The organism is Brevundimonas sp. AVps23W (assembly GCF_058681395.1).
In genome coordinates this window covers 1,410,601-1,435,874 of record NZ_CM178738.1, presented here as the reverse complement: position 1 = coordinate 1,435,874, position 25,274 = coordinate 1,410,601, and the positions used below count along the sequence as shown (strand labels likewise).

General features: G+C 65.8%; 21 protein-coding genes and 2 tRNA genes. 9 read left to right on the top strand and 14 right to left on the bottom strand.

All coding sequences use genetic code 11. The features are described 5' to 3' along the window. Nucleotides 1-60: 60 nt before the first annotated feature. The 3 genes from clpA to ACW177_RS07110 form a co-directional block, all read right to left on the bottom strand. Nucleotides 61-2,364 (bottom strand): ATP-dependent Clp protease ATP-binding subunit ClpA, encoded by a 2,304-nt coding sequence (clpA, locus tag ACW177_RS07120; RefSeq protein WP_492027883.1) that lies wholly within the window; start codon nucleotides 2,362-2,364, stop codon nucleotides 61-63. A gap of 13 nt (nucleotides 2,365-2,377) precedes the next feature. Continuing rightward, the gene (gene clpS, locus ACW177_RS07115; protein WP_267516200.1) at nucleotides 2,378-2,707 is read right to left on the bottom strand and encodes an ATP-dependent Clp protease adapter ClpS; all 330 of its coding nucleotides are present in this window, start codon (nucleotides 2,705-2,707) and stop codon (nucleotides 2,378-2,380) included. 167 nt (nucleotides 2,708-2,874) lie between these two features. Continuing rightward, nucleotides 2,875-3,345 (bottom strand): phasin family protein, encoded by a 471-nt coding sequence (locus tag ACW177_RS07110; RefSeq protein WP_492027882.1) that lies wholly within the window; start codon nucleotides 3,343-3,345, stop codon nucleotides 2,875-2,877. 283 nt (nucleotides 3,346-3,628) lie between these two features. Between ACW177_RS07110 and ACW177_RS07105 the strand changes: the two genes are divergently transcribed. Then, nucleotides 3,629-5,095 (top strand): D-alanyl-D-alanine carboxypeptidase, encoded by a 1,467-nt coding sequence (locus ACW177_RS07105; RefSeq protein WP_492027881.1) that lies wholly within the window; start codon nucleotides 3,629-3,631, stop codon nucleotides 5,093-5,095. On the opposite strand, the gene ACW177_RS07100 is transcribed toward ACW177_RS07105, so the two are convergent. The 4 genes from ACW177_RS07100 to ACW177_RS07085 form a co-directional block, all read right to left on the bottom strand. Further along, nucleotides 5,092-6,780, bottom strand: a complete 1,689-nt coding sequence (locus ACW177_RS07100) for a cisplatin damage response ATP-dependent DNA ligase (RefSeq protein ID WP_492027880.1) — start codon at nucleotides 6,778-6,780, stop codon at nucleotides 5,092-5,094. The genes ACW177_RS07105 and ACW177_RS07100 overlap by 4 nt on opposite strands. 106 nt (nucleotides 6,781-6,886) lie before the next feature. Continuing rightward, nucleotides 6,887-7,369, bottom strand: a complete 483-nt coding sequence (locus tag ACW177_RS07095; protein ID WP_492027879.1) for an RcnB family protein — start codon at nucleotides 7,367-7,369, stop codon at nucleotides 6,887-6,889. Between the two features lie 123 nt (nucleotides 7,370-7,492). Continuing rightward, nucleotides 7,493-9,310, bottom strand: a complete 1,818-nt coding sequence (locus ACW177_RS07090; RefSeq protein ID WP_492027878.1) for an ATP-binding protein — start codon at nucleotides 9,308-9,310, stop codon at nucleotides 7,493-7,495. An 84-nt stretch (nucleotides 9,311-9,394) separates the two neighbouring features. Beyond that, on the bottom strand, nucleotides 9,395-9,700 hold the full coding sequence (locus ACW177_RS07085; protein WP_492027877.1) for a BolA family protein: 306 nt from the start codon (nucleotides 9,698-9,700) through the stop codon (nucleotides 9,395-9,397). Between the two features lie 45 nt (nucleotides 9,701-9,745). On the opposite strand from ACW177_RS07085, the gene ACW177_RS07080 reads away from it, so the two are divergent. Continuing rightward, nucleotides 9,746-10,414 carry a J domain-containing protein gene (locus ACW177_RS07080; RefSeq protein ID WP_492027876.1) on the top strand — a complete coding sequence of 223 codons (669 nt, stop codon included), beginning with the start codon at nucleotides 9,746-9,748 and terminating at the stop codon, nucleotides 10,412-10,414. Between the two features lie 386 nt (nucleotides 10,415-10,800). Next, nucleotides 10,801-11,700 carry a beta-1,6-N-acetylglucosaminyltransferase gene (locus ACW177_RS07075; protein WP_492027875.1) on the top strand — a complete coding sequence of 300 codons (900 nt, stop codon included), beginning with the start codon at nucleotides 10,801-10,803 and terminating at the stop codon, nucleotides 11,698-11,700. A gap of 34 nt (nucleotides 11,701-11,734) precedes the next feature. On the opposite strand, the gene ACW177_RS07070 is transcribed toward ACW177_RS07075, so the two are convergent. Next, on the bottom strand, nucleotides 11,735-12,904 hold the full coding sequence (locus ACW177_RS07070; protein WP_492027874.1) for an N-acetylmuramoyl-L-alanine amidase family protein: 1,170 nt from the start codon (nucleotides 12,902-12,904) through the stop codon (nucleotides 11,735-11,737). 509 nt (nucleotides 12,905-13,413) lie between these two features. Here ACW177_RS07070 and ACW177_RS07065 point away from each other — a divergent pair. Genes ACW177_RS07065 through ACW177_RS07055 form a run of 3 tightly spaced genes read left to right on the top strand, consistent with a single transcriptional unit; the run spans nucleotide 13,414 to nucleotide 18,457 of the window. Further along, a complete protein-coding gene (locus tag ACW177_RS07065; protein ID WP_492027873.1) occupies nucleotides 13,414-16,161 on the top strand; it encodes an Rne/Rng family ribonuclease in 2,748 nt (915 codons plus the stop codon). Between the two features lie 59 nt (nucleotides 16,162-16,220). Then, nucleotides 16,221-17,621 carry a M48 family metalloprotease gene (locus tag ACW177_RS07060; RefSeq protein ID WP_492027872.1) on the top strand — a complete coding sequence of 467 codons (1,401 nt, stop codon included), beginning with the start codon at nucleotides 16,221-16,223 and terminating at the stop codon, nucleotides 17,619-17,621. A gap of 47 nt (nucleotides 17,622-17,668) precedes the next feature. After that, complete coding sequence (locus tag ACW177_RS07055; protein ID WP_492027871.1) at nucleotides 17,669-18,457, top strand: DsbA family protein; 789 nt, start codon at nucleotides 17,669-17,671, stop codon at nucleotides 18,455-18,457. A 138-nt stretch (nucleotides 18,458-18,595) separates the two neighbouring features. On the opposite strand, the gene tuf is transcribed toward ACW177_RS07055, so the two are convergent. The 3 genes from tuf to ACW177_RS07040 all read right to left on the bottom strand — a co-directional run bounded on the left by tuf (nucleotide 18,596) and on the right by ACW177_RS07040 (nucleotide 20,077). After that, nucleotides 18,596-19,786: an elongation factor Tu gene (gene tuf / locus ACW177_RS07050; RefSeq protein WP_008260274.1), complete on the bottom strand. Its 1,191-nt coding sequence runs from the start codon at nucleotides 19,784-19,786 to the stop codon at nucleotides 18,596-18,598. A gap of 52 nt (nucleotides 19,787-19,838) precedes the next feature. Next, nucleotides 19,839-19,912: transfer RNA gene (locus ACW177_RS07045), tRNA-Gly, on the bottom strand. 81 nt (nucleotides 19,913-19,993) lie between these two features. Then, nucleotides 19,994-20,077, bottom strand: a tRNA-Tyr gene (locus ACW177_RS07040). Between the two features lie 148 nt (nucleotides 20,078-20,225). Between ACW177_RS07040 and rlmB the strand changes: the two genes are divergently transcribed. The 3 genes from rlmB to ACW177_RS07025 are packed head-to-tail and all read left to right on the top strand — an operon-like array spanning nucleotide 20,226 to nucleotide 22,277. Next, nucleotides 20,226-21,110, top strand: a complete 885-nt coding sequence (gene rlmB / locus ACW177_RS07035; protein ID WP_492027870.1) for a 23S rRNA (guanosine(2251)-2'-O)-methyltransferase RlmB — start codon at nucleotides 20,226-20,228, stop codon at nucleotides 21,108-21,110. Nucleotides 21,111-21,141: 31 nt separating this feature from the next. After that, a complete protein-coding gene (locus ACW177_RS07030; protein WP_492027869.1) occupies nucleotides 21,142-21,951 on the top strand; it encodes a TerC family protein in 810 nt (269 codons plus the stop codon). After that, nucleotides 21,948-22,277, top strand: coding sequence for a rhodanese-like domain-containing protein (locus tag ACW177_RS07025; protein ID WP_492027868.1), 330 nt, complete (start codon nucleotides 21,948-21,950; stop codon nucleotides 22,275-22,277). The genes ACW177_RS07030 and ACW177_RS07025 overlap by 4 nt, the downstream gene beginning before the upstream one ends. An 8-nt stretch (nucleotides 22,278-22,285) precedes the next feature. Here the strand turns inward: ACW177_RS07025 and ACW177_RS07020 are convergent, their stop codons facing one another. The 3 genes from ACW177_RS07020 to metG form a co-directional block, all read right to left on the bottom strand. After that, nucleotides 22,286-22,633, bottom strand: coding sequence for a carboxymuconolactone decarboxylase family protein (locus ACW177_RS07020; RefSeq protein ID WP_492027867.1), 348 nt, complete (start codon nucleotides 22,631-22,633; stop codon nucleotides 22,286-22,288). Nucleotides 22,634-22,796: 163 nt separating this feature from the next. Continuing rightward, nucleotides 22,797-23,510: a 2OG-Fe(II) oxygenase gene (locus ACW177_RS07015; RefSeq protein WP_492027866.1), complete on the bottom strand. Its 714-nt coding sequence runs from the start codon at nucleotides 23,508-23,510 to the stop codon at nucleotides 22,797-22,799. A 26-nt stretch (nucleotides 23,511-23,536) separates the two neighbouring features. Next, nucleotides 23,537-25,240, bottom strand: a complete 1,704-nt coding sequence (gene metG, locus ACW177_RS07010; protein WP_492027865.1) for a methionine--tRNA ligase — start codon at nucleotides 25,238-25,240, stop codon at nucleotides 23,537-23,539. Between the last annotated feature and the right edge of the window lie 34 nt (nucleotides 25,241-25,274).

Below are 25,274 nucleotides of genomic sequence, written 5' to 3'. Positions count from 1 at the left end.
GCAGAAAAAGGGCCCGAGCATCGCCGCCCGGGCCTCTTCATTTTCAGTGACTAAGCCCGATCAGGCCGTCTCTTCTTCCTCCGACTTCGCAGGAACGCCGCCGGCGCTCTTGATGTCGAAGTCGATCTTGCCGTCCTTCAGCTGGACCTTGACGTGCCCGCCGCGCGTCAGACGCCCGAACAGGATGTCGTCGGCCAGCGGCTTCTTGATCGAGTCCTGGATGACCCGCGCCAACGGACGTGCGCCATACAGTTCGTCGAAACCGTTCTTGGCCAGCCAGTCGGCCGCTTCGTCGGTCAATTCGATAGTGATGTTCCGGTCCGCCAGTTGGACTTCCAGCTGAAGGATGAACTTGGTCACCACCGAACGGATCGTATCGGCCTGCAACGGCTTGAAGGCCACGATGGCGTCCAGACGGTTGCGGAACTCCGGCGCGAACAGGCGTTGGATGGCCTTGTCGTCCTCGCCCTCGACCTTGCCCCGGCCGAAGCCGATGGAGGCGCGGGCGTTGTCGGCGGCGCCGGCATTGGTAGTCATGATCAGGATGACGTTCCTGAAGTCGACCTTCTTGCCGACGGCATCGGTCAACATGCCGTTGTCCATCACCTGAAGCAGGATGTTGTAGACATCCGGGTGCGCCTTCTCGATCTCGTCCAGCAGCACCACCGAGTGCGGGTGCTGATCGACGGCGTCCGTCAGAAGCCCGCCCTGGTCATGGCCGACATAGCCCGGAGGCGCCCCGATCAGCCGGCTGACCGTGTGGCGTTCCATATATTCCGACATGTCGAACCTCTGCATCTCGATGCCCAGGGTCGAAGCCAGCTGTTTGGCCACCTCGGTCTTGCCGACGCCGGTCGGACCGCTGAACAGGAAGCTGCCGATCGGCTTGTTCGGGTCGCGCAGACCCGCCCGCGCCAGCTTCATCGCCGCCGACACCTGTTCGATGGCCTGCTCCTGGCCGAACACCGCCCGCTTCAGATCGACTTCCAGTTCGCGCAGGCTCTCGGTGTCGGACTTGGACACCGACTTGGCCGGGATACGCGCCATCTTGGCGATGACGGTCTCGACTTCCTTCTGGCCGATCACCTTCTTGCGCTTGGATTCGACCACCAGCATCTGCGACGCCCCGGCCTCGTCGATCACGTCGATCGCCTTGTCCGGCAGCTTGCGGTCCGTCATGTACCGCGCCGACAGTTCGACCGCCGTGCGGATGGCGCTGTCGGTGTAGCGGACCTTATGGTGCTGCTCATAATAGGTCTTCAGACCCTTCAGGATCTTCACCGTATCCTCGACCGTCGGCTCGTTGACGTCGATCTTCTGGAAGCGACGCACCAGGGCGCGGTCCTTCTCGAAGTGCTGGCGATATTCCTTGTAGGTCGTCGAACCCATGCACCGCAGCGAACCCGAGGCCAGGGCTGGCTTCAGCAGGTTCGAGGCGTCCATGGCCCCGCCTGACGTCGCGCCGGCGCCGATCACCGTGTGGATTTCGTCGATGAAGAGCACGGCGTTGTCGTGGTTCTCCAACTCCTTGACCACCTGTTTCAGACGCTCCTCGAAGTCGCCGCGATAGCGCGTACCGGCCAGCAGGGCGCCCATGTCCAGCGAATAGATGGTGGCGTCCTTCAGGACGTCGGGCACTTCGCCGTTGACGATCTTGCGGGCCAGACCTTCGGCAATGGCGGTCTTGCCGACGCCGGGATCGCCGACCAGCAGCGGATTGTTCTTGGTCCGGCGGCACAGGATCTGGATCGAGCGTTCGACCTCGGCCTGACGACCGATCAGCGGATCGACCTTGCCCTGGCGCGACTTCTCGTTGAGATCGACGCAATAGGCTTCCAGCGCCTCGCCGCCCGACTTGACCGCCGTGGCGTCTTCGGACTCTTCGGGTGAAGCGCCCTTGGCCGGACGGGTCTCTCCGCCGCCCGCTTTCTTGGCGATGCCGTGAGCGATGAAGTTGACCGCGTCATACCGGGTCATGTCCTGCTCTTGCAGGAAGTAGGCGGCGTGGCTCTCGCGCTCGGAGAAGATGGCGACAAGGACGTTCGCGCCGGACACGTCCTCGCGGCCGGACGATTGCACATGGATGACGGCGCGCTGGATCACCCGCTGGAAGCCGGCGGTGGGCTTGGCGTCCTCGCCGTCAGCCGTGGCCAGGGCGGCGAGATCATTATCCACATAAAGGGTCAGGGCCGCCTTCAGGGCCGTCAGATCGACGTTGCAGGCGCGCATGACGCCGGACGCATCCGGGTCGTCGATCAGCGCGAGCAACAGGTGCTCGAGCGTCGCATACTCATGCCTGCGCGCGTTGGCGTAGCCGACGGCGCGGTGCAGGGTTTCTTCGAGAGGACGGGAAAATGAAGGCATCGGAAGGTTCCTCTCAGTCCTTTTCCATCGTGCATTGCAGCGGGTGCTGATGGCGGCGCGCGGTTTCGATGACCTGCGCGACCTTGGTCTCGGCGACCTCGTAGGTGAAGACGCCGCAAACCCCCACGCCGTGCTGATGCACATGCAGCATGACGCGGGTGGCCTCTTCACGGCTCTTTTGGAAGAACCGCTCCAGCACGTAGACGACGAATTCCATCGGCGTGTAGTCGTCGTTCAGGATCAGCACCCGGTACAACGAGGGCTTCTGAAGCTTCGGCTTGGTTTCGGTGATGGTGGCGGCGCCTGCGCCGCCCCCGGTTTCACCGGGCCTTTGAATGGGCATTCGTATTCCGTAATCGGGGAGTCGTCTTGGCTATCAGATAGGGAATGATGGCCTGAATTGAAGCGGCGTCCAGTCACAGGTTTCGTGAAAGCCAACCCCCTGTCGCCAAAACGAAAAAAGCCCCGGGGCGAACCCCGGGGCCTTTCAGATCATTAATGATGCGGCGATCAGCGAGCGGCCTGGAAGGTCTCGACCGACTCGGTCACGCGTTCGTTGATCGGCTTGAGGCTGTCCTTGACCGTCGAGGTCAGGATCTCGTTGGTCTTGGTCAGTTCGGCCATGTAGCGTTCCATGGACTTCTTGGCCCAGGTGGTCTGGAGTTCGAAGAACTCCTGCACCGAACGGGCGGTCGACAGTTCCTTGCTGGCGGCGACGCCGTCTTCCCAGGCCGTCTTGGCGAAGCCAAGGGCTTGCTGCGACAGGGCTTCGGCGCCCTTCTGCGCGACCGTGGCCGACTCGACCATGGCGTCCAGGTTCTTCTTGCCGTGAGCGTTCAGTTCGCTCAGCGAGGCCACCGACTTGTCGATGCCTTCACGCAGCGCCTTGGCGCCTGCGACCTGGAAGGTCTCGGCCTGGGCCTTCGCCTTGGCGGCGGTCTGCTCGACGGTCTTCTTCACGGTTTCGGCGCTGTCAGCCATGGTCGTGTCTCCAGAGTTATGAGCCTGAGAGGGGATAAGGCACGGCGGCATTCAATCACGAGGCGAAACCCCGTTCGGCGGCTTTATGCTGCAAGCGCGAAGGGCAATCAAGTTAATTTTGTGCGCCGCAACATATGAACAGCGATAACCTGGTTCGGCGCTTCAAATTCGCGTTGACGACCGGTTAACCACCATGAAACCCCCAGTTCCTATGCTAGGTCTTCAATCGCGTAGGCCGGGGGGCCTGTCGCACCCTGAGTTCAAGCGAGGGTCGTAACCGCCCATGATTTCCTTCGTCCGTCGTGGCCTATTCGCCCTGCTCGCGCTTTCGATCGCCTTGGGCGCCAACGTCCGTTCGATCGAGGCGCAGTCCCAGGAAAACAGCCGCTACGCCGCCATAGTGATCGACGCGGCCTCGGGCGAAGTCCTGTTTTCACGCCATGCGGACAGCCGGCGCTATCCCGCGTCCCTGACCAAGATGATGACCCTCTATCTGGCTTTCGAGGCCCTCTCACAGGGCAAGGTCAAGGCAGATGACGTCCTGACCGTGTCGTCCCGTGCGGCGTCTCAACCCCCTTCCAAACTAGGGTTGGCGGCGGGCCAGACCATCACACTCGATGACGCCATGCGGGCCACCGCCGTCCGGTCCGCCAACGACATGGCCGTCGTGATCGCCGAACATGTGGGCGGGTCAGAAGCCCGCTTCACGACCTTGATGACCCAGAAGGCGGCGCAGCTGGGCATGACCCAGACCCGCTATTACACGGCCAATGGCCTGCCCGACGCGCGTCAGGTCACCTCGGCGCGCGACCAGGCCATCCTGGCGCGGGCCATCATGCGCGACTTCCCCCAGTACTACAGCTATTTCGGCCTGCACGACTGGGCCTACAACGGCCGCAGCTATCGCAACACCAACGGCCTGCTGCCGACCGGAAACGGCTATGACGGCATGAAGACCGGCTACACCAACGCCTCCGGCTACAATTTGGCGGCCTCGGCGGTGCGCGACGGCCGTCGCCTGATCACCATCGTGCTAGGCGGTCGCTCCAGCGCGAGCCGCAACGCCCATGTCGCCGAACTGATGGACACCGGGTTCGAGGTCGAACGTCGTCGCAGCCAGGGCGAGAACATCCAGATCGCCCAGTCCTTCTTCGAGCAGCGCGGCTTTGGCGTCGGCGAGACCCTGTCGCCCAACGCGCCGGTCGCCTACGCCTCCCTCTCCAATGATGAAGAGGACGGCATGGGGGCGGAGTCCAGTGCGGTCGCCTATACCGCCGCCCCGGCGCCGGCGGTTCTGCCGAACCGGATCACCCCCTCCCCGTCCGAACGCACCGCGGCCGCCAGCCAGCGCGCGGCGGCAACGACCCAGGCGGCCGGAACGACCCAACGCGCGCCCGCCAATGTCACCGCCTCATTGAACGGCGCCCCGACCGGCGCCGCGGTCGCCGGTTCCTCCACCCCGCGACGCGCGACGCCCCCGCCCGCGCGCGAACCGGCCCGCGCCGCCCGGCCTGCCGGCCGCTGGGCGGTCCAGGTTGGCGCCTTCAGGGATGAGAAGGTGGCCACTGACTGGCTGACCGAGGTCAACCGCCGCTTCCGCACCCAGTTCGCCAGCGCCGAACGCAATGTGCAGACAGCCGGCGAATGGTACCGGTCGCGCTTCACCGGTCTGACCGAGGACGCCGCCAAGGCCGCCTGCGACGCCCTGTCCGAACGGCGCGTCACCTGTATGGTCGTCCGCCCGGATTAGGCCTTCGCGATCCGCCCGCCGCCGCCTTCGATGGCGTCCAGCAAATCCATCACGTCCTCGATGGTGTTGGCCTCGCGCGCCGGCTTGTCCCAGCGGATCCGGCTGACACGGGGGAAACGCATGGCGACGCCGGACTTGTGCCGGGTCGATCTCTGCAAGCCTTCGAAAGCGATCTCCAGCACCAGGCCGAAATCGCGCGCGGCCCGAACGGATCGCACCGGCCCAAACCGCTCGACCGTGTGGTCGCGCACGAACTTGTCGAGCTGTTTCAGCTCTTCATCGGTAAATCCGAAATAGGCCTTGCCCACCGGCGTCAGCACGCCTTCTGGCGTCCAGACGCCGAAGGTGTAGTCCGAATAAAAACTGGACCGCTTGCCGTGCCCCCGCTGGGCGTACATCAGCACGGCGTCGATGACGTGGGGATCGCGCTTCCACTTGAACCACGGCCCCTTGGGACGTCCCGCCAGATAGGGACTGTCCCAACGCTTCAGCATCAGGCCTTCGGCCGCCGCGCCGACCGGCGGATCAGCGCGCAGCCGGGCCAGTTCCTCCCAGTCGCGATAGGGGACAAGCGGCGACAGGTGCAGGCGCGTTCCTGAATGGCCCTGGACCAGCGCCTCGAGGCGCGCCCGCCGCGCCCGCAAAGGCAGGGTCCGCAGGTCATCGCCCCCCTGGGCCAGGATGTCATAGGCGACTATCGCCGCCGGGAAAGCCGCCATGGCCTTGGCGTCCACCGTCTTGCGGTTCAGCCGTTGCTGCAGATCGCCGAACGGGGCGATCACGCCGTCACGCCAGACTACCAGTTCGCCGTCCAGCGCGCCTTCGAAGGTCATCGCCTGCACCACGTCGGGAAAGGCGGCCGAGATTTCGTCGCCGGTGCGGGACCACAGCTTGCGAACATCGCCCTCGACCACGGCCTGAACCCGGACGCCGTCCCATTTCCATTCCGCCGCATAGTCCGCAGGATCCATCTTTGGAAAATCGACCGCCTCGTCCACAGCGACCGCCAGCATCACCGGGCGGAAACGACCCGGCGCATCCGGGCTGGGTCGTTCCGCCCTGCCCTCCAGCCAGGCGAACAGATCACCATAGGGCGGCGGGACCGCGTGCCAGACCTCCTCGATGGCCGCGACGTCGACCGGCTCGAGATCCATGGTCGTTTCCGCCCCATCAGGCGACGGCGGTGCGGTGATTTCGGCGGGTCGGATCATCGCCGCCGCCGTCTTGGCCAGCCGCGCCGACAGACCCACGCGCAGTCCGCCCGTCATCAGCTTCAACAGCGCCCACCGCGCCTTGGGCTCCAGCGCGTCCAGCCAGCCTTCCAGCAGTCCCTTGACCTCGGCCCGGCCAGCGCTGCGCAGCGCCTCGACCACCTCGGCCAGCTCCGGCTCTCGATTGGGCCGCCGGTCAGGCGGCGCAGGCCATATCAGGGCGACCGTCTCCGCCAGGTCGCCGACATAGTCATAGGACCAACCGACCAGCACCCCGTCCACCCGCGCCTCGACCGCCTTTCGGATCATGGCCGGCTTGGCCGCATCGAAGGTCAGGTCTCCGGTCAGGGCCGCCAGGGCCCAGCCCCGATCAGGATCGGGGGTCGCTCTCAGATAATCCCGGACCAGCACCAGTTTGGCGTTCCGCGAGGCGGTCAGCGACAGACGATCCAGAAGCTCGGCGAAGGCGCGCATGGTGATCCATCTTGGGCGTCCGCAGCGTCGCCGTCAGCCCAGAACGAAAAACGCCCCGGAGGTTTCCCTCCGGGGCGTCATCGATAAGTTGGGGATCAGTCGGGGATCAGTTGAACAGGCCCGCGATCACGGCGGTGATCAGGCCGCCGGCGACCGCCGCCAGCACCACATCATTTCCGCTGCGGACATATTGATAGCCACGCGGCGGGGCGCGCAGGCCGTAGCGGCCGTAGTCGTTCACGACATAGGCGTTGGTGCGGTAATAGGACGGCATCCGCTGGCCGTAGCTCCAGGTCCGGACCGCATAGCCCCGGGGAGGCGCGTATCGCGGTGCGTTATAGCGGCGCTGAGCCTGCTGCCAGCGGGCATACTGACGCTGATCCTGACGCGCTTCGTGGCGCTGGTCTTGGCGCTGGTCTTGGCGATAGTCGCGTCGGTCGTCGCGCCGGTCGTTTCGCCTATCATCGCGTCTGTCCTGACGCTGTTCATAGCGACGGTCGTCGCGGGACTGAGCCGATGCGGCGCCGGCCGCGCCGAGCGTGGTGGTGGCCAGAACCGCGGCCATCGTGGCGGTGAGGATCTTCTTCATCGTGATGTCTCCATCTGCGGTCGAACCATTCGACTTGCCCGCACTATGAAGATCCACGGCTGAGGCCCGCCTGAACCGGTCGGGTCGCCTCCCGTTCAGACCATGACCGAGTTTCGGCCTTAGTCAGGCAGCGACCGACTGCTCGCTATTGGCGTCCCCTCGCCCCACCGCCTCACGCCCGCCCGGGACGCGGCTCATCATTTCCGCCAAGGCGCCGAAATCTATGGGCTTGGTCAGATAGGCGTCGGCACCTGCCTCCAGACCGGCCTGATGGTCTTCCTTGCGGGCAGAGGCCGACAGAACGACAATCGGCGTCTGGACGTTCGGCCCTCCGCCGCCCCGTATCAGACGCGTCGCGGTCAGGCCGTCCATCACCGGCATGTTCACGTCCATTATGATCAGGTCGAACGGCTGCTCCTGGGCCGCTTCGACCGCCAATTGGCCATTCTCGGCCGTGACGGTGACGTGCGACGCGGAGCCCATCCAGGATTCAAGGATCATGCGGTTGACCGGGTGATCTTCGACCACCAGCACCCGCAGACATTCGACACACTGGACCGGGGCCTCAATCACCTCCGCAGCGGCGGGGCGCGCCCATTCCACCACATCCGCCTCGACGGTCAGGACGAAGCACGACCCCTCGCCCACGGTCGAGGTCACGGTGATGTCGCCGTCCATGATGTTGGCCATACGCCGCGCAATGGTCAGGCCCAGACCTGTTCCGCCGAACCGACGCGTCGAAGAGGCATCGACCTGCGTGAAGGGCTGAAACAGCCGTTCCAGGTCGGCCGGCGATATTCCTGATCCGCTGTCCTTCACCGAGAACTCGAAGCCGACCCTGCGGTCGGAGATGCGACGACCGCGGACGACGTACCGGATTTCACCAGCGTCGGTGAACTTGACCGCATTCGACAACAGATTCTGAACCACCTGGCAGACCCGCAGGGGGTCGCCGCGCACGACAGAGGGTATTTCGCCTTCTATTTCGGTGATGAAGCCAAGGCCCCTGGCCTCGGCCTGGGCTTCAAAGGGACCGGTGATCCGGCGTTGCAGATCCTCCATCACGACATCGACGACCTCGAACGTCATCTTGCCGGCCTCGATCTTCGTCATGTCGAGGATGTCGTTCAGCAGCGACAGAAGATTGTCCCCGGAATTGCGGATGATCGACAGATATTCGCGCTGGGCGCCCTCAAGCCGGGTCGCGCTCAGCAATTGGGCGGCGCCCAGAACCCCGTTCATCGGGGTGCGGAGTTCATGGGAAATCACGCCGAGGAAGTTCGACTTGGCGTCGTTGGCGGCGTTCGCCTTGTCCCGCGCAGTCTCCAATTCTTCGATCAAATGCGCCTGGTGGGCCTGAAAGGCTTCGATCCTCTGTTCACGGAGCATGGTCATGGTGACGAGCACGAACAGGCAGGCGGCGATGAACGGCAGCACCGCCAGCATCGACCAGAATTCGGGCTTGCCCCAGAGGCTCAGCAGGATGACCCCGGCTGCGGCGGCGTAGGGCGACGAGATGATCATGGCCTGACGGGGCGAACTGCGCAGTTGGGCGAAGACCAGCACGAAGCCGGAAATGATCAGGGCGATGGCGAGCGGACGGCCGAAGGCGGCGTCGGAGAACCACGCCATCAGTGGGGCGGCGGCCCAAGCCGCGGTCGTTGCGGCGCCGACGGCGGGGAAGACCATGCCCCAGCCGACATTAACCCTATGGCTCAGTCTATGTTCGACCACGCCGCGGATCGAACCGGCCGCGACCGTGACGACGAACCACACCATGGCCTGCCACCAGGCCACCGTACCCAGCAGGCCCAGCGCCCAGGTGGCGATGATGATGTAGCGCAGGTACTGCGTCTGCAGGATCGCCGTCAGGGCTTGTGCCGGGTCGCCCGCGCGCCGATCACCGGCGAAGGCCTTCCCCACCCCGTCAGATTCAACCATGTCCCAGCCGTCCCCACGTTCTGTTTGGTCGCATGACGCTAGGCTGAAGGTTCTAAGACGGAGTGAACGCTGGTTTTTGCGCAATCATACACTGTGGGCAATCTCGCTCGGCGCGAGCGCCTTGATCGACAGGGCGTGGATCGGTCCGGCCAACTCTTCCCTCAGGAGGTCGTTGACGGCTCTTTGCCGCAGCACCCGCGACTGGCCTTCGAAGGCGGCAGACACAATGGTGAGATTGAAGTGGGTTTCGCCGCCCGGCTGGGCGTCCATGCCCCCTTCGTGGTGATGGCCCGCATGGCGCCAGCTGTCGTCCTCGATCTCCAGCCGTTGCGGCGATAGCGCGGCGCTCAGTTTTTCGCGGATAATCTTCGCCACAGGGCCGTCTGACATGATCGTTTCCTTGAAGAGGTCCAAATCCGCATTACACTTCGGCTGATGTCTGCCTCCTTTCAATACAAGCCGCGATTCACCGACATTCGGGTGAAGCCGCCGAAGGCCGAGGAGGAAGCCGCCAAGGCGGACGTCCTGCACCTCAAGCCCGGCGAAAAACCGTGCCAGTGGCCTGACTGCCGCAAGGCCGCGACTGCCAAGGCGCCCAAGTCGCGCGAGCGGTTGAACGACTTCTACGAATTCTGCCAGGCCCACGCGGGTGAATACAACAAGGGCTGGAACTTCTACGCGGGCATGAGCGAAGGCGAGGTTCGCGCGGCTCAGGAAAACGAGGCCATGACCGGCGGCCGACCGACCTGGGAAATGAAGGCCGGCAAGTTCACGCGCGAGGCCGCAGCCTTCTCCGCCAAGATGGGTACGGCCAACAACACCGGCGCCGGTTCGTGGCGTGACAGTTTTGGCCTGTTCGGCCGTCGCGGCGATCAGGCTCCGCAATCGCCGACCGAGGATCGCCGCATCGGCAAGCTGGAACGCGCCGCCCTGGCCGACCTGGATCTGGAACCCGGCGCCGACAAGGCCAGGATCAAGGCCCAGTACCACGACCTGCTGAAACGCTTTCACCCCGACACCAACGGCGGCGACCGCGGCGCCGAGGCCAAGCTGCAACGCGTGATCAAGGCCTGGAAGACGTTGAAAAAGGCCGGGCTGGCCTAAGGCGGCGTCGCGCCTATTTCGACGGCCGCCCAGGCACGGGCGTCAGGTTTTTCAGGCTGGGCTGCGACGCGTTCTTCTTGGGCGGCGCCGCCTTCTTGGACTTGCCCTTGCTCTCTTTCATGCGGATCGGTCTTCCTGTTCAAAGACCCACCCTAACAGCCGCTGGACCGGCAAATGAGGCCGAGGCGCGTTCGCGCCCATGGCGTTTTCGCCAAGACTTCCCAAATAGGAGGATGGTCGCCGAGGCGCGAACCGCCGAGTGGCGGTTGATCGGATCCGGTTTGACCACCATGCGAAACCAGTCCTCCCATGACATGGCTCATCGAGCTGTCCGTCACGCACGTCGCGACGGCGCTTTCTCTCTCACTCGAGGGGAGCGAAAAAGCATGATCGGTTATCTGATCCTGGTCCACCGCTACCCCGAACAGTTCAAACGCCTGTTCGAAGCCGTCTATGATCCCGCCAACCACTATGTCGTCCACGTCGACCGAAACTCAGGCCCCGAGCTGGAGCAGCAGATCCGCGACCTGCTGGCGCCCTACGCCAACGCCGCCGTGATCGAGAGCCGCCGCGCCCTGTGGGGCGGCTACAGCCTGATCGACGCGGAGCTGCGCGGGATGAAACGCCTGCTGGAAATGAGCGACGACTGGTCGGTGTTCATCAATCTCAGCGGCCAGGATTTTCCGCTCAAGTCCCAGGCCGAGATAAAGGCCTTCCTGGCCCGTCACCCCGGCCAGGAATTCATTCGCGCCGTCGATCAGAAGAAGGTCCGGCCCGACACTCTGAACCGGGTGCGCAATCTGGTTTTCGAACGCCCCAAGGGCATCATCCGGACCATCCTGCGCCGTCCTTTCCTGCGCGGCGCGACCCCCTATATCGGCAATCAGTGGATGATGGTCAGCCGGCGCTTCTGCGAATTTGTCTGCCACGACAAGGCGGCGGACCGGTTCAAGGCCTTCTACCGCCACACCTTCATCGCCGACGAGGGCTTCTTCCAGACGGTGATGAAGAACACCGAGGTCCACGGGCCGATGGTCAACGACGACATGCGGATGATCGACTGGATCCCCGACGGCGACATCAAGTTGCGGCCCCGGACCTATACGATCGCGGATACGGCGGCGCTGAAGGCCAGCCCGTCCCTGTTCGCGCGCAAGTTCGACCAAGAGACCTGCCCGGACGTCCTGCCTATGCTGGAACGTTGGATCGCGCCGCCCCGCGCCGCGATCCGCAGCGTCTCGACACCAGCCGCCCATAGAACAGGCGCCGGCGTCATCGCAGCCTGAAGCCCGATCCGGCGAACCGGTCGAGCGGGACGCCTCAGGGCTGTCCCGCTCCATCGTTCGACGCGGTCATCAGCGGAGCCGCCGGCTCGCGGAAATAACGGTCGATGCCGTCGGCGACGGACTTCATCAGACGACGGCGCGCGCGCTCGTCGGTCAGCAGTCGCTCGTCTTCGGGATTGGTGATGAAGCCCATTTCCAGCAGCACCGCCGGCACGTCGGGCGCCAGCAGCACGGCCAGACCCGCATCGCGGTGGCTGCGACGCAGCAGCGGATGGTCGGAGCCTTCCAGATGGGTCAGGAGCACGCGCGCAAACTGGGCCGAGCGGTTCTGGGTGGCGCGCTGGGTCATGTCGAGCAGGATCCGGTCCACCGAGGGATCACGGCCCGGCAGGTGCAGCTCGCGGTGCCAGTTGTCGGTCCGCGTGAACTCACGCACCGCACGGCCGGCGCCCTGTTCGGACAGGGTATAGACGCTGGCGCCGCGCACGGCCGGATCGGTCCCGGCATCGGCGTGCAGAGAGATGAACAGGTCGGCGTCCGCCTGCCGCGCGATGGCGACGCGACGGTACAGATCGACATAGGTGTTGGTTTCACGCGTCAAACGCACGCGATAACGGCCGGTCCGCTCCAGCTCGGCCTTCAGGGCCAGGGCGGCGGCAAGGGTGACCTGGCTCTCGCTGACCTTGGCCCCGCTGGCGCCCGGATCGCGTCCGCCATGCCCGGCGTCGATGACGATCAGCGGTCGTTCGGCGCGAGCCGGCGCCGACGTCGAACGCGGCGCGGCACGGGGCGCGGGCACAGACCCGCCCACGGCCTTCAGATCCACGACGTAACGATAATGGGCCACCCCGTCGCCGGGGGGCAGCAGGAAGCGGCGTTCGATCTCGCTTCCGCGCGCCAGCTCGAGCTGAACGCGCGAGGCGCCGCCCGCCGCGCTGACTTGATAGGAGCGGACCAGGCCCGACCCGCCGCCGTTCAAGCCTCGGCCCGGCGCGACACCGGTCAAGGCCAGGGTGACGCGACCGTCCGCGCCGGTGTCGATCACCCGCCCCTGCGTCGACTTGTCCAGATCGATGACCACACGGGTCCGGTCGCCGTCGGCGCCGAAGCGAATTCCCAGGACATCGCCCTGCGCGCCCCAGGCGAAACCGCGCGTCGCAAACAGCGCCACGGCGCATATCACGACGAAGGCCAGGGCGGTCATGGCCCATTCCCTCGCGCCCCAACGCACCACATCTGTCAAAAAGCGACCGCCCATAACGCCGTCGAACCCATCCTACGCGAACTTGAACCCCATCATGCCAGAGGCTCGTATTCAGGGGGTTAAGGCCGAACACCTTTTAATTCGCGTACAGCGTGACTATGCTGTGAACCGCTCGCGAACCGATCGCGCCTTCTTCGCCTGTGCGAAGCCCGGCGCGCCCTCCTCGCGGCGCTGACTTTCACCAATCCGAGAACCGCCCGGCGACGCCGATGGTTCGAAGAGCGGACCAGGGTCGCGGCCTTCCTCAAAGATTGGCGCGCCCGGTTCAGGACCGACGACCTCCATGGGCCTTTCCGCCTGCGCTCCCCAACGGCTTGACCAAGCCTGCTTCGCCTTCCCAGGCGAAGGGATGTCGCGTGCGCCGGCCCTTCCCCCCGTTCGGCGAGCCGCCATGACCCTTTCCGGTGTTCCGGTACGGTCGGCCTGCGCGCGCCAGAGAGAGACTTTCAATGTCAAAGACTATGCTGATCGACGCGGCCCACCCGGAAGAAACCCGGGTCGCGATCGTTGACGGACGCCAGATCGAGGAATTCGATTTCGAGTCCCGTGCGAAGCGCCAGCTTCGCGGCAACATCTACCTCGCCAAGGTCACCCGCGTAGAGCCCAGCCTGCAGGCCGCCTTTATCGAGTACGGCGGCAACCGCCACGGCTTCCTGGCCTTCAACGAAATCCACCCGGACTACTACCAGATCCCGGTCGCCGACCGCGAAGCCATCATGGCCGAAGCGCACGACGACGACGATGACGACGATCTGGGTCGTGAGTCCGACGACGACGCCGATCCCGAAGCCGCCCTGGCCGACGAAGAGCGGCTGAAGCGTCGCCTGATGCGTCGCTACAAGATCCAGGACGTGATCAAGCGTCGCCAGATCCTGCTGGTCCAAGTCGTCAAGGACGAACGCGGCGCCAAGGGCGCAGCCCTGACCACCTGGCTGTCGCTGGCCGGTCGCTATTGCGTCCTGATGCCCAACACCGGCAAGGGCGGCGGCATCAGCCGCAAGATCACCAACACCTCCGACCGTCGCCGCCTGAAGAGCGCTGTCTCGGCCCTGGAAGTGCCCAAGGGCATGGGCCTGATCATCCGCACCGCCGGCGCCAAGCGCACCAAGGCCGAGATCAAGCGCGACTACCAATATCTGTTGCGCCTGTGGGAGACGATCCGCGAGACCACCCTCGCCTCTCACGCCCCCTCGGTGATCTACGAAGAAGAGAACCTGGTCCGCCGCGCCGTGCGCGACATGTTCGACAAGGACTTCGACGGCATCCAGGTCGAGGGCGTCGAGGGCTTCAAGGAAGCGCGCGACTTCATGCGCGTCCTGATGCCGTCCCAGGCCAAGAAGGTTCACCTGTATCGCGGCTCGCGCCCCCTGTTCGCGGCCAACGGCATCGAAGAACTGCTGACCCAGATCCATCAGCCGGTCGTGCCGCTGAAGTCGGGCGGCTATCTGGTCATCAACCAGACCGAAGCTCTGGTGGCCATCGACGTCAACTCGGGCCGCGCGACCAAGGAACGCAACGTCGAGCAGACGGCGTTCAAGACCAATATGGAAGCGGCGGAGGAAGCCGCCCGCCAACTGCGCCTGCGCGACCTCGCCGGCCTGGTCGTCATCGACTTCATCGACATGGATGAAGGCAAGAACAACCGCACCGTCGAGCGTGTGCTGAAGGAGGCCCTGTCGGCCGACCGCGCCCGCATCCAGATGGGCCGCATCTCGCCCTTCGGCCTGATGGAAATCAGCCGTCAGCGCCGTCGCCTGGGCGTGATCGAGGGCGCGACCGAGGCCTGCCCGCACTGCCAGGGCACCGGCCGCATCCGCTCCGCCGAATCCGCCGCCCTGATGACCCTGCGCGCGGTCGATATCGAAGCCGGCAAGAACGGCGCGGGCGTCGTGGTGCTGAAGGTCTGCACCGCCGTCGGCCTGTACATCCTGAACCACAAGCGCGCCTATCTGCAGGCGCTGCTGGAACGTCGTGGCCTGAACGTCATCGTCCAGATCGACGACAGCCTGGGCCAGGGCGAGCACAATATCGAACGCACCGAGACGAACGAGGACTTCGTCGCGCCCGAGATCGAGATGCCCAACCTCGACGACGACTTCGACCCGTCCCTGTACGAAGACGAGGATGAGGACGACGACGAGGAGATCGTCAGCGACGACGATGATGACGACGTCGAGGCGCTGGACCGCGAGGACAGCGACGACGACGAGCCGCGCGAACGGTCTGAACGCAGCGAGTCGGGCGGGCGTGATCGGGGTCGTGGCCGCAATCGCCGCCGTCGCGGCGGTCGTCGTGACGAAGAAACCGCCGAGGTCTCCGACACTGCGGAAGCCGCCGATACGCTGAACCTCGACGACGCCTCGGACGACGAGGAAGACGAGAACGGCCGCCGCCGCCGCCGTGGCCGCCGCGGTGGTCGCCGCGTCCGCGAGGACGGCGAGCGCGACGTCTACACCTGGGTCCGCGGCCGCACCCCGTCGCTGGACGATCCCTACGTCTGGTTCGACCCGCTGAACCCGGGCCGTCCCGAGCCCCGCGCCGAACGTCCGGAGCGCACTGAACGCCCGCAGGCCGATGTCGAAGGGCTGGACGCCGTGGCCTCCGAAGGCTCCAGCGAAGAAGGCGGCCGTTCGCGTCGCCGTCGTCGTCGTGGCCGGGGTCGGGGCGGCGACGCTGCCGGCCACGAGATCAAGGTCGAAAACCGCGCCACCAACGAAGGCATGCCGGCCGACGGCTCGCCCCACACGCCGATGGCGGTGATCGTCGAACCGGCCACCGACACGGTCGAGGCGGACGCCCCCTCCGTTGCGCCGGAGCCCCAACGTCGTCGCGTCCGCCGCAAGTCGGCCGGCGCCGACGCCGTGGTCCAAACTGCCCCGACCGCCGAGACCGCCGAGGTCGAGGCGCACGTCGAACCGCACCCGGACACGGCGGTCGAGCCGAACGAGGCCTCCGTCGAAGGCGGCCCGGTCGAACTGGACGTTACGCCCGAGGAAGCCCTGGCCGCCGAGCCGGTCGAGCTCGCCCCGGTCGAACAGCCCAAGCCGCCGGTCGCGCCTGAACCTCAGCCCGCTGTTCTGGCCGAGCCCGTCGTCGCCCCGACGCCGGAAGTCGATGTCCAGGCGATCATCGCCGAAGATCCCAACCAGATCGTCGCCCCGCCCGCAAAGCCCAAGCGTGGGTGGTGGCGCCGCTGATCGGTCACGATTAGACTGTCAGGATGCTGGCAGGGGGCCGGTCGTTCTTGGAGTACGCCATGACGTGGCTTCCCCGATCCGCATCCCGCGTTCTGGCGGCGGCGGCGGTGGGCTTTGCAGCCCTCGTCGCCGCCGGCCAGGCCTCGGCCCAGAGCCTGATCCGCGATACCGAGATCGAGGGGATCATCCGCGAGTGGGCCGATCCGGTCTTCGTTTCGATGGGGCTGAACCCGGAGGACGTCGAAGTCCTGCTGGTCAATGACAACGAGTTGAACGCCTTCGCCACGCGCGGACGGATCATGGGCGTCAACACCGGCCTGATCCTGCGGACCAAGTCCCCCAACGAACTGCTGGGGGTGATGGCGCACGAGGCGGGCCATATCAAGAACCGCCACACCCTGCGCGACGGCGCCCAGAACGCCGCCAAACAGCCGATGTTCATGACCATGGCCCTGGGCGCCCTGGCCATCGCCGCCGGCGCGCCGGACGCGGGCGTCGCCCTCCTGGGCTCCAGCCAGTATTTCGGCACCATCGGCGCCCTTCAGTATATGCAGAGCCAGGAAGGCGAGGCCGACCTTACGGGCGCGCGGGCGCTGGAAGGCGCCGGCGAATCCGGGGCGGGCCTGGTGTCCTTCTTCGAGAATTTCCGCGCCCAGGAAGTCTTCTCCGACGCGCGTCGCTATCCCTATTTCCGCAGCCACCCCCTGTCGTCGCAGCGGATCGAGTCGATGCGCCGCTACGTCCAGGACCAGCCCCACTATGGTCATCGCGACAGTCCCGAACGGATGGCTCAGCACGCCCTGATCCTGGCCAAGATCCACGCCTTCATGGACCCGCCGAACACCACCCTGCGCGCCTATCCCTCGACCGACGTCAGCCTGCCCGGTCGCTACGCCCGCGCCATCGCCTGGTACCGCGACGGCCAGACGGACAAGGCCCTGGCCGCCGTCGACGCCCTGATCGCCGAAGACCCGCAGAACCCTTATTTCGCCGAGCTGAAGGGCCAGATCTTCTTCGAGGAAGGCCGTCCGGTCGAGGCCGTGGCCGCCCACCGCGAGGCTGTGCGGCTCAAGCCCGACGCCCCCCTGCTGCGCGTCAACCTGGCCCACGCCCTGATCGGCACGGACGACCCCAAGAACCTGGACGAGGCCATCGACCAGCTGAAGCACGCCACCGTCGCCGAACGCGAGAACACCATGGCCTGGCGTCTGCTGGGTCAGGCCTACGCCGCCCAGGGCAAGGAGGGCGAGGCCCGTCTCGCCACCGCCGAATATTATTTCGCCGCCGGTCAGGAGCGCGAGGCCACCCAGTTCGCCCTGCGCGCCCGCAGTATGCTGGATCCCAACTCCATGGAATGGCGCCGGGCCGTGGACATCATTTTGGCGTCCGGGGCCACGCCTGACGATCTGCTGGACCTCGACCGCCGCGACGCCGCACGCAAGCCGACGTCGCTGAACTGACGCTGAACTGACGCCTCCCCGCCTCTCCTTCCTGATTGCGAGCCCTCATGACCGACGACGCCCCCGCGCCTGAGCCCCAGACCCCGCCGCTCGCCCAAGGCGGCCGCTTCACCGGCGGCGTCGCCGGCTATGTGGCCCTGGGCGTCTCGGTCGTGGCCCTGGGCCTGGCCGCAGCCCCCTATTTCGGCGGCGGCTCGGGCGACGGCGTCCGCGCCTATCTGCTGGAACACCCCGAGGTGCTGCAAGAGGCCAGCCTGGCGCTGCAGACCAAGGCGGAGCAGGCCCGCGTCGCTGAGACCAACGCCGCCGCCACGGCCAACGCCGGCCTGCTGGCCCCCGACAACCGCGATCCCGCCTTCGGCCCCGCCGACGCCAAGGTGACGGTGATCGAGTTCTTCGACTTCCGCTGCCCCGGCTGCAAGGCCGTGGCGCCCCAGTTCCGCGCCCTGATGGCGGCCCACCCCGACGTCCGCTTCGTCTTCAAGGACTGGCCCATCCTGGACCGAGGCGAGGACATCGCCTCGCAGTACGCCGCCCGCGCCGCCCTGGCCGCGCACCAGCAGGGCAAGTATCTCGAGGTCTATGACGCCCTGATGCGCGAACGCGCCCTGACGCCCCAGGCTGTCGACCGCATCCTGGCCGAACACGGCGTGGACATGGCCCGCGCCAAGGCGACCCTGGCCGCCCCCGAGACCACGCGGCACATCGCCGACATCCACACGACCGCAGCGGCGCTGAAACTTCAAGGCACCCCCACCTTCTTCGTCAACGGCAAAGTCGCCAGCAGCATCGACCCCGCCGAAATCGCCCGGATGATCGAGACGGCCAAGCGCTGATCTGACGCCGCCCAATCCACCCCAGACAGCAAAACGGCCCCCGGATTTCTCCGGGGGCCGTTCTGTTACGCTACTCTGTCTCTCAGCCTATGCTCGCCTCGCGGAGGCTCGCGACTTGAGGCTGTTTCCGATCTTCGATTACTCGATGATCTTGGCGACGACGCCGGCGCCGACGGTGCGGCCGCCTTCACGGATGGCGAAGCGCAGGCCTTGGTCCATGGCGATCGGTGTGATCAGTTCGACGTTCAGCTCGGCGTTGTCGCCGGGCATGATCATTTCGACGCCTTCCTTCAGCTGCACGATGCCGGTCACGTCGGTCGTGCGGAAGTAGAACTGCGGGCGATAGTTGGTGAAGAACGGGGTGTGACGGCCGCCCTCTTCCTTGGTCAGGATGTAGGCTTCAGCCAGGAACTTGGTGTGCGGGGTGATCGAACCCGGCTTGCACAGAACCTGACCGCGCTCGACGTCTTCACGCTTGGTGCCGCGCAGCAGAACGCCGACGTTGTCGCCCGCTTGACCTTGGTCCAGCAGCTTGCGGAACATTTCGACGCCGGTGCAGGTCGTCTTCTGGACCGGGCGGATGCCGACGATTTCGACTTCTTCACCGACCTTGACGATACCCTTTTCGACGCGGCCCGTGACCACGGTGCCGCGGCCCGAGATCGAGAAGACGTCTTCGACCGGCATCAGGAAGGGCAGGTCGACCGGACGTTCCGGCTGCGGGATGTAGGCGTCGACCGTTTCCATCAGGGCCAGAACGCGTTGTTCGCCGATTTCCGGGTTCACGCCGTCGGTCGCAGCCTTGGCCGAACCCTTGGTGATCGGAATATCGTCGCCCGGGAACTGGTACGACGAGAGCAGCTCGCGCACTTCCATCTCGACCAGCTCGAGCAGTTCTTCGTCGTCGACCAGGTCGACCTTGTTCATGAAGACCACCAGGGCCGGCACGCCGACCTGACGGGCCAGCAGGATGTGCTCGCGCGTTTGCGGCATCGGGCCGTCAGCGGCCGAAACCACCAGGATCGCGCCGTCCATCTGCGCCGCGCCGGTGATCATGTTCTTCACATAGTCGGCGTGGCCGGGGCAGTCGACGTGGGCGTAGTGACGGTTGGCCGTCTCATACTCAACGTGCGCCGTGTTGATCGTGATGCCGCGCGCCTTTTCTTCCGGCGCAGCGTCGATGTCCGCATAGGCCATCGCCTTGGCGCCGCCGGCCTTCGCCAGCGTCATCGTGATCGCCGCCGTCAGCGTCGTCTTGCCGTGGTCAACGTGACCGATCGTGCCGATGTTGCAGTGCGGCTTCGTGCGTTCGAACTTTTCCTTGGCCATGGCCAAACTCCTGATGGCCCGGGTTGAGGGGCGCGATGCTGATCAAAAAACCTGGAGCGGGTAGACGGGATCGAACCGACATCCTCAGCTTGGAAGGCTGCTGCACTACCATTGTGCTATACCCGCGCGGAGACTGCGGAAGTTCTTTGGGAACGCCGCAGCCGGTTCCTCTCCGTCGTCCTGATCCATCGTATCCGATAAGGCGCGTGGTGGGGGAAGAAGGACTCGAACCTTCGAAGCTTACGCAGGGGATTTACAGTCCCCCCCCTTTGCCACTCGGGACATTCCCCCAGCGCGCCTTGTCGAACCGATGGACCCCTCGTTCCGCCCTTAATCAAGCGGGACGAAACAAAAGCCTTCGGCTTGTCGCCTCCTCTAGGATAGAGGGGGCGCCCAGACCCGAAAGCCCTTGGGGCTCCAAATCGGAGGGCGTCTTATAGTGTCGTCGAAAACAGAACGCAACGACCGTAAAAGCGGTAAAAAACCAATCTTTGGAAGCCGGGCTTCCGGCCCTCGCGAAAAGGGCCAAAAGCCCGTGGCGCAAGGGTTTTCCGGACGCGAGGACGCGCCCCGCCCGCCCCGTTCGCCCGATCGGGGCAAGGCGGACGCCGATAATTTTCTCTGGGGGCGTCACCCGGTTTTGGCTGCGCTGGCGAATCCCGCGCGTCGAGGCATGGGCCGTCTTCTGGCCACGCCGGATCGCGCCGCAGAGATCGAAGAGGGCAAATTGGCCCACGGCCACAAGATCGAGGTCGTAGACGCCGTCGCCCTGAACCGGATGCTGCCCGCCGGCGCCGTGCACCAGGGCCTGGCCTTCAAGGTCCAGCCGCTGGAAGGCGTGTCGCTGGAGGAGCTGGCCGAGCCGGCCCAGGGTGTCATCGTCATGCTGGACCAACTGACGGACCCCCAGAATGTCGGCGCCATCTTCCGCTCGGCCCTGGCCTTCGGCGCGCGGGGAATCATCGTGCAGGACCGTCACGCCCCAGCCCTGGCCGGCGCCCTGGCCAAGGCGGCGGTCGGCGCCACCGAACGCCTGCCCCATGCGCGCGTGACGAATCTGTCGCGTGCTCTGGAGCGCCTCGCCGACCTGGGCTGGCGCGCTGTCGGCCTGGACGGCGCCGGCGAGCAGACGCTGGAAGAGGCGCTGGATCGCCAGCCGACGGTTCTGGTCATGGGATCCGAGGGCGACGGCATCCGCAGACTGGTGGCCGAACACTGCGACGTCCTGGCCAAAATCCCAATGCCCGGCGGATTCGAGAGCCTGAACGTCTCCAACGCCGCCGCCGTCGCACTTTATGAGGCGGCGCGCGCGCAACGCGGCTGACAGAAGGCCGCACCGGGGTTAAGGAGCGGCCATGGAATTCCTCTCTTCTCCCGAACTCGCCAGCCAGGCCACGGCCCTGGGCCAGGTCCTTCTGATGGACCTGGTCCTCGCCGGCGACAATGCCGTCGCCGTGGGTCTGGCCGCCGCCGCCCTGCCCCAGGATCAACGCAAGAAGGCCATTCTGATCGGCCTGGCCGCCGCCGTCGTCATGCGAATCGGCTTCGCCCTGATCACGGTGCAACTGCTGGCCCTCGTCGGCCTGCTGCTGGCGGGCGGCCTGCTGCTGCTGTGGGTCTGCTGGAAGATGTGGCGCGAACTGCAGGAGCAGCGCACCCACGACCAGGCCGAGGCCGAGAAGGAACTCGAGCTGGCCATGAGCATCGAGCACGGCTCAGGCCCCTCGCCCGAGGAACTGGGTCTGAAGCGCAAGAGCTTTGGCGCGGCCCTGGCCCAGATCATGGTCGCCGACATCACCATGTCGCTGGACAATGTGCTGGCCGTCGCCGGCGCCGCCCACGAACACCCGTGGATCATGGTTTTCGGCCTGATTCTGTCGATCGCCCTGATGGGCGTCGCCGCCACCTATATCGCCAAGCTGCTGCACCGCTTCGCCTGGATCGGCTACATCGGCCTGGTCGTCGTCCTCTATGTGGCCCTGCACATGATCTGGGACGGCGCCCGCCAGGTGGTGGTCCGCACCGGCAATATGGATGAGTTCAACGCCTCGGCCCCGGCCTTCATCGAGATCAGTCCTGAGGAAGCCGCCAAACATCTGGGCCAGAAGCGCACCGAGGACAGCCCGACGACGGCGCCCGCCGAACCGACGGCGCCCGCAGCATGACGGTCGCCACCGTCACCGTCGAGGAAGCCGCCGCCTGGCTGCAATCCGGCGAGGCGATCCTGATCGACGTGCGCGAGCCTGACGAGTTCGCCGCCGCCCGAATCGAAGGCGCCATCCTGGCCCCGCTCAGCCAGATGCCCGCCGCCTGGGAGGCGCTGGACCTGCCCGCCGACAGGAAGATCATCGTCCAGTGCCTGAAAGGCGGCCGCAGCCACCAAGTCTGCGCCTTCGTCGGCCCGACCGGCCCCGCAGGCCAGCCTCTGTTCAACCTGACCGGCGGCATCCAGGCCTGGCACGCGGCGGGACGGCCGATCATCGAAGGCTAGGGTGAAACCTAGGCCGGTTCGGAATACTGGTCGAAAGCCCTCAGCGCATCGGCCGCGTACATCAGGGCCGGCCCGCCGCCCATATAGACGCACATGGCCATCGCTTCGGCGATCTCGTCGCGCGTGGCCCCCAAATCCTTCAGCGCCTTGGCATGAAAGCCAATGCAGCCGTCGCACCGCTGCGTCACCCCGATGGATAGGGCGATCAATTCCTTGGTCTTCTTGTCCAGCGCGCCTTCGGCCGTCGCCGTCTTCGCCAATTCCGAAAAGGCCTGCATCGGCCCCGGCTGCAACCGACGCAGTTCGCCGATGTAGGTCGAGATGTCGCGTGTCAGCGCCGCATAATCCTTGGCCATGACGGCCTCCTTATCGGGGTGTGTTTTGCGATGTCAGGCAAGCATGGAATGTGACGACGCCATATCGGCGAAATTGTCCTAGGCCCTCCGCCGCGCGCGGACGAGGCCTTCGCCATGGCGCCCCGGCCCAGGACGCAATCAACGTGCACGAGACTTAAGCGGTCTAAGCGCCTCGCAACCAGCCCGTGACCGAGATCCGTGGCGCTGCCGCCGACAGGGCTATCTGCGTCACGGAATGAGGGGACGGCACCTTCAGCAGGTTCAGGGTGTTGAAGCGCGGCGTGAAGGCCTCGGACACATTGCCGTCCACGCCATGGAAAGCCAGCAAGCCGCCCCATTCGATCCGCCAGACCGGCGTCAGGTTCAGCACATAGGCGAAAAAGCGGTTCTTGCCCTCAGCATGGTCGTCATGTTCGGTCAGGAAATGCCCCGCGCGGTATCGGGTCAGTTGAGCGTCGGCCAGGGCGATGCGCGGTTCGCCCGTAAGGTCCCTCATCAGGCCGAGAAAGACTGGGCTGTTCAGAAAGGCCACCAGGTCGGCCCACATGGGCGCCGCCGCTCCAGCCTCAACCAGGTCGTAGATCGGATGATTGTCGTACAGATACTGGAAATCGGTCTGTGCCGAGACCTGTACCGCCTGCCCCAGGCCCATCTTCTGATCAGGCTGTAATGACGCTAGCCAGGCGGCAGGCAGATCAACGTGACCAGTCCCCCGCCGAGTGACGACATTGTAGTCAGCCGCCGCAGCCGCTTCATACAGGACCTGAGCGTCGGCCGGGGCGAGAACCCCGTCGATCTGAGTTCGTCCCGTCCGGGATAGCCGCTGACGGATAGCCGCAAGTCGTTCGTCGGTCAGAGGCGTCAGGTTCGGTGTCATCGCGTTTTCCCCCTTCGCCCGATCAACTAGGCGTCCGCTCCGCCGAAGCGTTCGGACCATTCCGCCACCTGGGCGTCCTCGATCTTGGCGAACAGCACGCCCTGGGCCGCGACCGCTTGGCCGAGAGCCAGGCTGTTCAACACATCTTCGTCCGCGCCCGGCCAGCTCAGGTCGGTTGAGCCGACCGAGGCGGCGATCTTCTCGGCCGAGAAGGGCAGGATCGGCGCCGCCAAACGGGCGAACAGGGCCACGAGATTCAGGCCCGTACGCACGCCGACGGCCGCGCGGTCGCGGTCCGTCTTCAGCGCGGTCCACGGGGCGGCGACCTGGAGATATTCGTTGCCCAGCACCCAGACGGCGCGCAGGGCCTGGGCCGCCTTGCGGAACTCCATGGCCTCGAACTGTTCGGTCGCCTCGGCGATGCCCGCCTTGATGTCGGCCTCCAGCTGGATCTCGACCGGGCCCGCCTCGCCGCCCTCGGGCACGACGCCGTCGAACTTCGACTCGGCGAATTTGACGATCCGGTTGACGAAATTGCCCAGCACATCGGCCAGGTCCTTGTTGGTCGAGGCCTGGAAATCTTCCCAGGTGAAAGCCGAGTCCGCATGTTCAGGGCCATAGGCGGTGAGGCGCCAGCGCCAGTAGTCGGCCGGCAGCAATTCCAGCGCCTGGTCCATGAAGACGCCGCGCTTCTGGCTGGTCGAGAACTTCCCGCCATACCAGTTCAGCCAGTTGAAGGCCTTCAGTTGGTCCACCGTCTTCCACGGCTCGCCCGAGCCGATGATGGTCGCCGGGAACGACACGGTGTGGAAGGCGACGTTGTCCTTGCCCATGAACTGGACGTAGCGGACGTCCTCAGCCCCTTCGTCCAGCCGCCACCAGTCGCGCCACGAACCGCCGGTCGCCTCGGCCCATTCCTCGGTCGCCGCGATATATTCGATGGGGGCGTCAAACCAGACGTAGAAGACCTTGTCCTCCATGCCGGGGCGCGGAAAGCCGTCCTTCAGCACCGGCACGCCCCAGGCCAGGTCGCGGGTGATGCCCCGGTCGATCAGTCCCTCGTCCAGATGCTTGTAGGCGATGGACTTGGCCAGCACCTGCCAGCCGCTCTTTTCATCGACCCAGGCGCGGATCTGAGGCTCGATCTTGGTCTGCAACAGATAGAGGTGACGCGTGTCGCGCACCTCCAGGTTCTTGGAGCCCGACACCGACGAATAGGGGTCGATCAGGTCGGTGGGGTCCAGCAGACGCCCGCAGTTGTCGCACTGGTCGCCACGCGCGCCGACATGGCCGCAATGCGGGCAGGTGCCCTCGACATAGCGGTCGGGCAGGAAGCGGGCGTCGTCGATCGAATAGATCATCCGATCCACCCGCTCCTCGATCAGGCCGTTCTTCTCCAGCGCCTCGGCGAAATGCTGGGTCAGGCGATGGTTCTGCGGGTTCGACGACCGGCCGAACCAGTCATAGCTCAGGCCGAAGGCCTGACCCGCCGCCTTCTGGATCTCGTGCTGCTCGTCGCAATAGGTGCGCACGTCCTGACCGGCGGCGGCGGCAGCCAGCTCGGCCGGGGTGCCGTGCTCGTCGGTAGCGCAGATATAAAGGACCTCATGACCCTGGGCCCGCTTGAACCGCGCCCAAACGTCGGCGGGCAACATCGAGCCCGCCAGATTCCCCAGGTGCTTGATGCCGTTGATGTAGGGCAGCGCCGAGGTGATGAGGATGCGGGCCATGATCGTCCAAGAGTTCGGGGAAGCGCAGGGATAT